This is a genomic window from Serratia sp. H1w (genome assembly GCF_000633355.1).
Lineage (GTDB): Bacteria > Pseudomonadota > Gammaproteobacteria > Enterobacterales > Enterobacteriaceae > Chania.
Map to the genome: position 1 here is coordinate 1 of NZ_AYMQ01000109.1, position 9,960 is coordinate 9,960.

Sequence of the window (9,960 nt, forward strand, 5' to 3'; positions counted from 1 at the left end):
TGATCGGCGCGTTGCTGGTGGCTATCTGCCTGGGCGGCATTAACGGAGTGCTGACTTACCGGCTTGATAATGCCAATGACGCAAACCAGGTTCTAAGTGACAAGAACACAGAGCTAAATAAGTCTGTTTCCGAACGTGATGAAACGATCACCGCGTTGAAAGATGCCGCTGGTGCTGACCGTCGCGCTACCGAAGAACAGTTACGGATCGAGCAGCAGAAGAGGGAAAAAGCCGATGCTGAAAACAGAACGTTACGCAAAGCGTTGGAGCATAGCGACGCTAGCAATCAGCGCCTGCCTGATTCTGCTATCAACATCCTGCGCCGAGAGGGTTAAGCCCGCACCGTCCCCGCAACTGATTTACGTGTACCCGCCAGCGGTACTACTCCAACAGTGCGAGCAGACTCCGTTTACCGGCTCGACGTTCGGTGATGCTGTTATAGCGTTGCAGGTTAGCCAGGGCGAGCTGGACGTGTGTGCGTCCCGCATTGAGGGGCTGATTAAATGGCAGTTAAACTTAGAGAGTAAAGGGCTTAAAGGGAAACCTCACTCATGAAGGGAGGGTATAAATTCAACAACATGAGTGAGGGTGATTACGAGAAATTCTAATGTTTAACTTCGAATTGGAATGGCTTTTCGATGTTATGTACCATCATTACGCAGTCAATTACTACATCATTCTCCGATGCTTCGAATTTTTCTAGAATCGGAACGAAAAGAGTTTCAACGTGTTTTATGGCATTTCTTTTCTTGGCTTGATCTGTGTCGCCTGTAATATAAGCTTCACCCATAAAGGTTGTTTCAACTGTTGAGTACTTAAACCATTCTTCTATTTCTGCAATTTTGTTTCTTACTTTATCCGCTTTATCTATGTCACCTGAATAATCTGATACTGGTCGAACTGTGTATGTCAATAAAAATTTCTTCATAAAATTATTCCTTTTTAGGGGCAATAAAAAGAGCAAAGATGCTCACTTTATTGCTTTCCGGTTATGACAAATCCCCAGACTGCTGAACTGCTAGTCACCATATAGCCCACATAAGGAAATATGGTGATTAAAAAGTGTAGTCTAATTTTTTGAGTTTGCTAAGTAGTGCACAACAACCAGAGCCTCGGCATAGTTCGGGGTTTTTCTATTTGAGGCAGTACATGAAAGAGCCACGCATATACGGCAGCAAATGGGACAAGGCTCGGCGCGGGTTCCTGCAACTGCACCCCCTTTGCGTTATGTGCGCCGAGCAGGGGAGAACAGTAGCCGGTAACGTAGTAGACCACATCACTCCGCACCGCCTCAAAGAAGCGCTGAAGTCAGGTAACCGCATAGCGATAGCGAAAGCACAAAAGCTATTCTGGGACTCAAAGAACTGGCAGACGCTATGCACATCCCATCACAGCGCAACCAAGCAACGCATGGAGAAGAGCGGCGCGGTGGTAGGTTGTGACGCCAGCGGGTTGCCGCTCGATCCTAACTCACACTGGAATAAATGATGACTGCTGACCAACAAACATTATTGATGTTCAAAGGGCTGATTGCTTCATTGCCTGAAGAGAGCCAAGCGAAGGTGAAAGAGGCTGCGGCAAAGCTTCGCGGCATCATTGCGGATTACCCAGGAGGCGAGGCGATGGTGGCATTCGGCCTGATTGGTGCCGAGCTTCAACTGGGTGATAATGAAATGATAACAAAGTGAAATCATTAAACTTGAAATCATTTAAATAGTAATAATTATCAATTGTATCGAGGGGGAGGGCAAAAACTTCCAAAAAAAAACCCAAAATGACCGCTCGCATCCCCTTATTTTAACGCTAACCCGATTTTTTTAGTTTTAGGTAAACCCAATGGTGCAAAAACGAACTCGCTCCGACAGCTCGACGGCGGCGGTTCAGGCCATGAAAAATGCCAGTGAGGACACCATTCCACCACCGGCACATGCTGGCCTGGATAAAAAAGCCGAACCTTTCTGGCATGACAATATCAGATCGAAAGCCCTCGACAGTTGGACACCAGCTGACCTGTTGGCCGCTGCCGAATTGGCTAATAATCAGTTGTATGCCATCGACCTCCGCAAAGCGTTGAAGAGAGAAGAACGGCAACGCGGGGAAGGTCGCAACGAACCCCTGATCAAAGATTACCGAAAGCAGATTGTTGAATTGCAGCGAACCATTCTGGCCCAGCGCCGCGATCTGCAAATCCATTCCCACGCCACCAACGGCGAAAGCCGTGACCAGAAAAACCGTAATAAAAACGATGCGGATGCGCGCCGGACAGCCGGTAAACACCAGGTCGCAGATGACAATCTGATCGCATTTCCCAAACACGGCTAGGAGTAAAGCATGACGCGAGGTGAGCGCGTGATAGCGTTCATTGAGCGCTATTGCATCGTGCCAGAGGGCAAGCTGATCGGACAGCCGATGTTGCTTGACGAGTTTCAAAAGAAATTTCTGCTGGCCATCTACGACAACCCCCACGGAACGGATAAAGCCTATCTTAGTATTGCGCGAAAGAACGGTAAAACCGGCTTGATTGCGGGAATACTGTTAGCGCACCTGGTAGGCCCAGAGGCGGTACAAAACTCGCAGATCGTCAGCGGTGCAATGAGCCAGGAACAGGCGGCGGTTGTTTTTGATCTGGCCGTAAAGATGGTAGGGCTTAACCCCGAATTGCAGGATATTGTTCATATCATCCCAAGCGGGAAAAAGCTGTTGGGCCTGCCGTGTAACGTTAAATACAAAGCATTGGCCGCAGAGGGAAAGACAACCCACGGCCTTTCTCCTTTGCTTGCCATTCTGGATGAGGTGGGGCAGATCGTCGGGCCGCAATCGGCATTTGTTGATGCGATTGTCACAGCACAGGGGGCGCATGATGCCCCACTCCTTATAGCAATCAGTACGCAGGCGGCGAACGATGCTGACCTGTTCAGTATCTGGCTGGATGATGCGGAAAACTCGAAAGATCCGCACATTGTTTCCCACGTCTACGAGGCTCCGAAAGATGCCGAATTAGATGACCGGGAAGCATGGGCCGCTGCAAATCCCGCTCTGGGTACCTTCCGATCACTACGCGATATGGAGAGGATGGCGGAAATGGCCGGGCGTATGCCCAGTTTTGAAAACACCTTCCGAAACCTGAATCTGAACCAGCGTGTTTCTACCGTATCGCCGTTTATGTCTCGCAACGTGTGGGAGTCCTGCCGAGAAGCTCCGCAGGCCATTACCGGTCAGTGCTATGCCGGGCTGGATTTGTCAGCAAGCAAGGACTTAACCGCGTTCGTGATTGCGGGCCAGTCAGCAGATGGCTGGTGGAGCATCTACCCCTATTTCTGGACGCCGGAAAAAACCATGCGTGACAGGGCGAAAACTGACCGTGTGCCTTATGACGTGTGGGCAAAACAGGGCGTTCTGAAAACTACGCCGGGATCGTTTGTCGATTATGCCGTGGTGATCCGTGATATTGCGGAAATCATCAGTGATTTCGATATTGCCGCGATTGCCTTTGACCGCTGGCGCATTGACCTACTGAAAAAAGAGGCTGATTTGATTGGCTTGGCGCTGCCGTGGGTACCGTTCGGGCAGGGTTTCAAAGATATGGCCCCCGCACTGGATACGCTGGAGGCAGCAATGCTAAACGGGCGTGTCAGGCACGGTATGCACCCGGTGTTGACTATGTGCGCCGGTAACGCGGTCGTGATCAAGGATGCGGCCTCAAACAGAAAACTCGATAAGTCGAAAGCGACCGGGCGAATCGATGGAATGGTGGCCCTCGCTATGGCAATGGGCGCAGCAAATGGTGAAGCCGTAGAACCTGGTGGCGACTTCGATGACTTCTTATCTAAACCGTTGAGCATGTGATGGCAGATAAAACTAATTACAGTATCGACCTGCGAACGAATAACGGTTGGTGGGCGCGGGCCGCATCGTGGTTTGTCGGTGGCCGTCTGGTTACACCGGATCAGGGTTCGCAAACAGGCCCGGTATCGGCAGGGGGATCACTGGGGGATTCCCTTATCACCGATGAGCGCATTTTGCAGATTTCAACGGTCTGGCGTTGTGTCAGCCTGATCTCGACGCTGACCTCATGCCTGCCTCTGGATGTGTTCGAGACAGACAAAAACGACAACCGATTGAAGGTTGGCCTGGATAATCCCCTTGCACGGCTGTTGCGCTTCTCCCCCAATCAGTACATGACCGCGCAAGAGTTCCGCGAGGCCATGACCATGCAGCTGTGCTTTTACGGTAATGCGTATGCACTTATCGAACGCAACAGCAGCGGGGATGTGATCAGCCTGATCCCGCTACTGTCGGCGAACATGGATGTTCTGCTGGAAGGTAAGCAGATCATTTACAAATATCGGCGAGACAGCGAATACGCCAAATTCAAGAAAAGCGAAATATTCCACCTGAAGGGCTTCGGTTTTAACGGGCTGGTGGGCTTGTCACCAATTGCTCACGCGGCCAAATCGGGCGGGGTTGCCGTGGCGATGGAAGACCAGCAGCGGGACTTTTACGCCAATGGGGCCAAATCTCCGAAAATCCTCTCTGTTGGTGATCGCGTGATGTCCAAAGAGCAACGCGATCAGGTTGAAGAGAACTTCAAAGAGATAGCCGGTGGCCCGGTGAAAAAGCGGTTGTGGATACTTGAGGCCAATTTCGCCGCGCATGACATCGGTGTCAGCCCTCAGGATGCTGAAACTATGGCTTCTCGCAAGTTTCAGGTCAGCGAACTGGCGCGTTTCTTTGGCGTTCCCCCTCACCTGGTAGGCGATGTCGAAAAATCGACGTCATGGGGGACGGGTATCGAACAGCAAAATATGGGGTTCCTGCAATATACGTTACAGCCCTATATCACCCGCTGGGAACAGTGTATTCAGCGCTGGATAGTCAAGCCCTCCGACCTTGGCAAATACCATGCCGAGCATAACCTTGACGGTTTACTGCGTGGTGATTCGACTTCTCGCGCTGCCTTCATGAAGGCTATGGGGGATTCAGGGCTGCGTACTATCAACGAAATGCGACGGCTGGACAACTACCCACCGTTACCAGGGGGCGACGTTGCCACACGGCAATCACAAAACGTTCCTCTCACCGAATTAGGCAAACAGCCCCGCGAAAGCGGGGTTTAGTTTTTATGGGGTGGCCATGACCGAAATAAAGAAAACCCTCTCTTTCGAAGAGACAGAAATCAAATTTACCGGCGACGGTACGTCGGGGATTTTTGAAGGCTACGCGTCTGTTTTCGGCAATGTCGATTCAGACGGTGATGTGATCCTGTCCGGCGCGTTCAAGAACACCCTGGAGAAACAAACCCGCAAGGTTGCCATGTTCTTCAACCACCGCGCGTGGGAATTGCCCGTTGGCAAATGGGATGCCTTGCGGGAAGACACCAAAGGGCTGTTTGTCCGTGGGCAACTGACACCCGGCCATAGCGGGGCCAGTGACCTGAAAGCCGCCATGCAGCATGGCACGGTAGAGGGGATGTCGGTCGGGTTTTCAGTAACCAAAGACGATTACTCACTGGCGGCCAATGGCGGGCGCATTTTCAAGAATATTTCCGCACTGCGTGAAATCAGCGTGTGTACCTTCCCGGCTAATGAACTGGCTGGCGTATCAGCGATAAAAAGCATCGATGGTATTGAAACGATTCGTGATGTTGAGAACTGGCTGAGGGATTCAGTGGGTTTAAGCAAATCACAGGCCGTGGGGCTTATTGCCCGGTTCAAATCAGCTATTCGGAGTGAGTCCGACAGCGACGAGAACAAAACAGAAATATCCGCTCTTATCGAGCGCATCAGTTCTTTCCCTCAAACATTAGGTAAATAATATGTCCGAATTAGCACAAATTCAGAAGGCTATCGAAGATTCACAGAAAAACATGACCCTTCTTTTCGATGCTCAGAAAAAAGAGATCGAAGAAACAGGCCGCGTTTCAAAATCATTACAGGACGATCTGGTCAAGGTTCAGGAGGAGTTGAAGAAGTCCGGCGAGCGCCTGTTTGACCTTGAGCAGAAAGGGGCTGGTGGTGCAGATGATCCGTCAGTTAAAAAAGACTTCTCGGAGCGGGCCGCCGAAGAACTCACCAAGTCATGGAACGGCAGCAAGGGGACGTTTGAGGCCAAAACCTTCAACAAATCGCTCGGGAGTGATGCAGCTTCTGCCGGTTCGCTGATCCAGCCGATGCAGGTACCGGGGATTGTCATGCCGGGACTCCGCCGCCTAGTTATCCGCGATCTGCTGGCGCAAGGGCGCATTTCCAGCAACTCGCTGGAGTACGTGCGTGAAAAGTTGTTCACCAACAATGCCGCACCCGTGAAGGAAAAGGCCCAAAAGCCTGAGTCTGATCTGACGTTCTCGAAGGAAACGGCGAACGTGAAAACCATCGCACACTGGATACAGGCATCCCGCCAGGTGATGGATGATGCTCCGATGCTGCAATCCTACGTTAACAACCGTTTACTGTTCGGCCTTGCCTTTAAGGAAGAGGAACAACTGCTGAACGGTGACGGCACTGGCGATAACCTGACGGGTATTAATGCTGTGGCAACAGCCTACGACACCACGCTGAACGCCACTGGGGATACGCGGGCAGACATGATTGCCCACGCCATTTTCCAGGTGACCGAGTCAGAATTCAGCGCATCGGGCATCATTCTGAACCCGCGCGACTGGCACAACATCGCCTTGCTGAAAGACAACGAAGGCCGCTATATCTTCGGCGGCCCACAGGCGTTTACCAGCAACATCATGTGGGGGCTGCCGGTGGTACCGACCCGCGCGCAAACCCAGAACACCTTCACCGTGGGCGGCTTTGACTTGGCTTCTCAGGTATGGGATCGCATGGATGCCACCGTGGAAGTGAGCCGTGAAGACCGCGACAACTTCGTGAAAAACATGCTGACCATCCTGTGTGAAGAACGCCTGGCTCTGGCGCACTATCGCCCGCAGGCGCTGATCAAAGGCACCTTCACAGCACCAACCAAGTAACGCGGAGGGGGCGGGTAATTCCGCCCTGATGTTATGGCGATTAAAGTCACTGATGTTGTGTCGATCGAAGAGTTACGCCAGCATATCGAGTTCGATAGCGAAGACCGTGACGCGGTGATCACTCGTTATGCGCAGGCTGCATTGGATTACTGTTTGCGCTGGTGTGATGACCCACGTTGGGTAAAGGCGGGTGATATTCCTTCCCCTGTCGTCTCAGCAATGCTGCTGGTTTTTGCTGATCTGTTTGAGCATCGCACCGGGCAAAGCGAAGTACAGCTATACACCAACTCCGCCGCCGAAAACCTGATGTGGTCGTGCCGCAATTGGCGCGGCGTGAAGGTGGAAGACAGCGAAAACGGGGAGGCATCGTAATGGAGCCAGGGCGCTTTAGGCACCGCATCATGATCCAGAACTTCGAAACGGTAGATCTTCCCTCTGGTGGCGAAAAGGCGGTGTGGGTGGATGCATCGATAAAGCCGATCCCCGCCGAGGTGAAAGCGATCAGTGGCCGGGAACTGCTGGCGTCAGGCGCGGAACATTCAGAGGCAACGGTGCGTGTCTGGTTACGCTTTCGTGATGATGTTTCCAGCGCTTCACGCATGCTTTTTCGCGGGTTGGTCTATGACATTGTGGCAGCGTTACCGGATGCGCGGCTGACGCGCCTAGAGCTGCTCTGTAAAAGTGGGGTGAAACCATGATCAGCGGTAACCTTGATTTTTCTGGCCTGCTCGACATTTCGAAAGATTTGGAGCTATTGAGCAAGGCCGAGAACCGCAACGTTTTACGCCAGGCTACGCGAGCGGCGGCAACTGTGATCCGTGATGAAGTTCAAGCCAGAGCGCCGAAAAGAACCGGTAAGCTGGCGCGCAATATCGTTGCGGTGAACATGCGGGCGAAAGATGGCGGAGCGGTTGCCGGTGTGCATATCCGGGGTCGGAACCCCAGAACGGGCAACAGCGATAATTCGATGAAGGCCAGCAACCCGAAAAATGCGTTCTACTGGCGTTTTATCGAGTTGGGCACGTCGAAAATGGCACCCGTCCCGTTTATCCGGCCTGCCTACGATGCCAAGGAATCGGAAGCCGCGGAGGCCGCATTTGCCAAGGCCAACGAGGCGATCGATAAGGTGCTTTCCAAATGACCGAAGCCGATCTTAACCCGTTGTTAAAACCGCTGGTGGGCGGTCAGGCTTACCCCTATGTGGTCAAGTTAACCCCAGAGGGGCAGCCAGCAGTAAAGCCACCGTGGATCGTCTACACCGTTCCCGATGAAAATCGGGGTGATGTGTTTTGCGGTACCGCCGAAACGGCCTATATGGTGCAGATCGACGTGTACGCAACCAGCATTGACGAGGCGAAATCCATACGCCAGCAGGCCGAAGCCGCGGTAACTATGTTGTTACCAGCCGAGTTTCATCTATTTAGCGACCACGAACCCGATACAGGCCTTTTCCGCGCCTCATTCGAATTCAAGGTGTGGCGATAACCCAACCCATTTACACAGCCGCTTACGAGCGGTTTTTTTACGCCTGGAGATACCCAAATGGCTAGTAAGTATGAATTAACCAAAGGCTTAGTGATCAGCGTTTCTGCTGGTGAAGTCAACGAGGTCAATCCCGTTGGTGTTACCTGGCTTGCGGCATCGTGTAGTACAAAGGAACTCAGTTTTACGGGCGGCCAAAAGGCTGATATCGATATAACTACGTTCTGTTCTGATGAACAGGAGATGGTTAACGGCCTGAAAGCCCCGTCTGAAATGACCATCGGTAAAAACTGGAGCGGTTACGATGAAGCTCAGGAGTCCCTGATGGATGCGTATGAAGATGACAGCAAGCGTGCTATCCGTATCGTCTTCCCTTCCGGTAATGGTTTTGCCTATTTGGCTGAGGTACGTCAAAACAGTTGGAGTGCTGCAACATCGGGCATTGTTACCGCTTCATACGCGCTGAGGATAAAGGGTAAGCCACAACGCATTTATGCCGTCAATATCCCTGTAACCGGCGTCACCCTGGACAAAACCACGGCCACCGTTGCCGCTGGTGCCAGCCTCACCTTGACCCCAACGATCGCCCCGGCGTCTGCCACTAACCGCGGCGTGACATGGACATCTTCCGCACCTGGAAACGTCATGGTGACGAATAAGGGCGCTATCACCGGCCTAACCCCCGGCACCTCAACGATCACCGTCAAAACCACGGACGGCGCTAAAACTGCTACGTGTGTCGTGACCGTCACAGCGGCTTAATAGGAGCATTACTCATGACAGCAAATAAATTGAACCTTAAGGCTCTGGCGTCGGCACCGATGGCAGGGTTTCGTACTAAGTCGGTAACGGTCGCCGAGTGGGATGGCGCTACGGTTGTGTTGCGTGAACCATCCAGTACGGCATGGGTTGAGTGGCGGCAGATCATCAAACTGGATGAAGATGAAGTGCCAGAAAAACTGAGCGCGGCGCAGGAGGCGAGGCGTAGCATTGATGGCGACGTTGTGCTTTTCATTGATGCCTTGATGGATGAGAACGGAGCGCATGTTTTCAGCTCGGAGGATAAGGAGCTGGTTGCTGAAGTCTATGGGCCTGTGCATGCGCGCTTGTTAAAGCAGGCGCTGGACTTGAGCACTAGCGCGGCAGATGCCGAAAAAAAGCCAGAGAGCCAAACACTCAATTCCTGATGAAACTGGCGCTTCGTCTGGGAAAAACCCTGGGCGAGTTGCGCCAGTCAATGAGCGTCAGTGAATTACGTTTGTGGATGGCTTTTGATCGGCTAAGTCCTATTGGCGACGAGCGTAATGATTATCACGCCGCACAGGTTGCAGCGGCCACGCTCAACGCCCAGCGTGAAAAAGACCCTCTGTCTATCAGCGATATGCTGATCCGCTGGAATGCGTCGGAGGAAACGGAAGAGGAAGACACCGCAGGGCTTGAAGCATTTTTAGCAAGCCTGGCTGATTAATACCCGCTCAAGTAGCGGGTTAATGAGATGGTCA

General features: G+C 52.4%; 16 protein-coding genes and 1 pseudogene. 16 read left to right on the forward strand and 1 reads right to left on the reverse strand.

Features of this window, described 5'->3' with window-relative positions; genetic code table 11:
• The coding region (locus U869_RS0123865) for a DUF2570 domain-containing protein (RefSeq protein WP_025122618.1) at window positions 1–335 on the forward strand (335 nt) is incomplete at its 5' end.
• Window positions 336–604: 269 nt separating this feature from the next.
• Here the strand turns inward: U869_RS0123865 and U869_RS0123870 are convergent.
• Window positions 605–928, reverse strand: coding sequence for a hypothetical protein (locus tag U869_RS0123870; protein WP_025122617.1), 324 nt, complete (start codon window positions 926–928; stop codon window positions 605–607).
• A 221-nt stretch (window positions 929–1,149) separates the two neighbouring features.
• Between U869_RS0123870 and U869_RS0123875 the strand changes: the two genes are divergently transcribed.
• The 15 genes and pseudogenes from U869_RS0123875 (at window position 1,150) to U869_RS0123940 (ending at window position 9,926) form a co-directional block, all read left to right on the forward strand.
• Window positions 1,150–1,488 carry an HNH endonuclease signature motif containing protein gene (locus tag U869_RS0123875; protein WP_025122616.1) on the forward strand — a complete coding sequence of 113 codons (339 nt, stop codon included), beginning with the start codon at window positions 1,150–1,152 and terminating at the stop codon, window positions 1,486–1,488.
• Window positions 1,485–1,688 carry a hypothetical protein gene (locus U869_RS0123880; RefSeq protein WP_232785396.1) on the forward strand — a complete coding sequence of 68 codons (204 nt, stop codon included), beginning with the start codon at window positions 1,485–1,487 and terminating at the stop codon, window positions 1,686–1,688. Before U869_RS0123875 ends, U869_RS0123880 begins: the two co-directional genes overlap by 4 nt.
• A 148-nt stretch (window positions 1,689–1,836) precedes the next feature.
• A complete protein-coding gene (locus tag U869_RS0123885; protein ID WP_025122614.1) occupies window positions 1,837–2,322 on the forward strand; it encodes a hypothetical protein in 486 nt (161 codons plus the stop codon).
• Between the two features lie 9 nt (window positions 2,323–2,331).
• Complete coding sequence (locus U869_RS0123890) at window positions 2,332–3,846, forward strand: terminase large subunit (RefSeq protein ID WP_025122613.1); 1,515 nt, start codon at window positions 2,332–2,334, stop codon at window positions 3,844–3,846.
• The gene (locus U869_RS0123895; protein ID WP_025122612.1) at window positions 3,846–5,117 is read left to right on the forward strand and encodes a phage portal protein; all 1,272 of its coding nucleotides are present in this window, start codon (window positions 3,846–3,848) and stop codon (window positions 5,115–5,117) included. Before U869_RS0123890 ends, U869_RS0123895 begins: the two co-directional genes overlap by 1 nt.
• A gap of 16 nt (window positions 5,118–5,133) precedes the next feature.
• Entirely contained in the window at window positions 5,134–5,814 is a 681-nt protein-coding gene (locus tag U869_RS0123900) for an HK97 family phage prohead protease (RefSeq protein ID WP_025122611.1), read from the forward strand.
• A gap of 1 nt (window position 5,815) precedes the next feature.
• On the forward strand, window positions 5,816–6,976 hold the full coding sequence (locus tag U869_RS0123905) for a phage major capsid protein (protein ID WP_025122610.1): 1,161 nt from the start codon (window positions 5,816–5,818) through the stop codon (window positions 6,974–6,976).
• A gap of 33 nt (window positions 6,977–7,009) precedes the next feature.
• Window positions 7,010–7,348 carry a head-tail connector protein gene (locus U869_RS0123910; RefSeq protein ID WP_025122609.1) on the forward strand — a complete coding sequence of 113 codons (339 nt, stop codon included), beginning with the start codon at window positions 7,010–7,012 and terminating at the stop codon, window positions 7,346–7,348.
• Entirely contained in the window at window positions 7,348–7,674 is a 327-nt protein-coding gene (locus U869_RS0123915) for a phage head closure protein (protein WP_025122608.1), read from the forward strand. The genes U869_RS0123910 and U869_RS0123915 overlap by 1 nt, the downstream gene beginning before the upstream one ends.
• Window positions 7,671–8,117 carry an HK97-gp10 family putative phage morphogenesis protein gene (locus U869_RS0123920; RefSeq protein ID WP_025122607.1) on the forward strand — a complete coding sequence of 149 codons (447 nt, stop codon included), beginning with the start codon at window positions 7,671–7,673 and terminating at the stop codon, window positions 8,115–8,117. The genes U869_RS0123915 and U869_RS0123920 overlap by 4 nt, the downstream gene beginning before the upstream one ends.
• The gene (locus U869_RS0123925; RefSeq protein WP_025122606.1) at window positions 8,114–8,461 is read left to right on the forward strand and encodes a DUF3168 domain-containing protein; all 348 of its coding nucleotides are present in this window, start codon (window positions 8,114–8,116) and stop codon (window positions 8,459–8,461) included. Before U869_RS0123920 ends, U869_RS0123925 begins: the two co-directional genes overlap by 4 nt.
• Before the next feature lie 57 nt (window positions 8,462–8,518).
• A pseudogene (locus U869_RS32895) lies at window positions 8,519–8,956 on the forward strand (phage tail tube protein); the annotation flags it as partial.
• Window positions 8,957–8,962: 6 nt separating this feature from the next.
• Window positions 8,963–9,220 (forward strand): Ig domain-containing protein, encoded by a 258-nt coding sequence (locus tag U869_RS32900; protein ID WP_369795613.1) that lies wholly within the window; start codon window positions 8,963–8,965, stop codon window positions 9,218–9,220.
• 14 nt (window positions 9,221–9,234) lie between these two features.
• Window positions 9,235–9,645, forward strand: coding sequence for a phage tail assembly chaperone (locus U869_RS0123935; protein ID WP_025122605.1), 411 nt, complete (start codon window positions 9,235–9,237; stop codon window positions 9,643–9,645).
• Window positions 9,645–9,926, forward strand: coding sequence for a DUF4035 domain-containing protein (locus U869_RS0123940; protein WP_025122604.1), 282 nt, complete (start codon window positions 9,645–9,647; stop codon window positions 9,924–9,926). The genes U869_RS0123935 and U869_RS0123940 overlap by 1 nt, the downstream gene beginning before the upstream one ends.
• Window positions 9,927–9,960 lie beyond the last annotated feature (34 nt).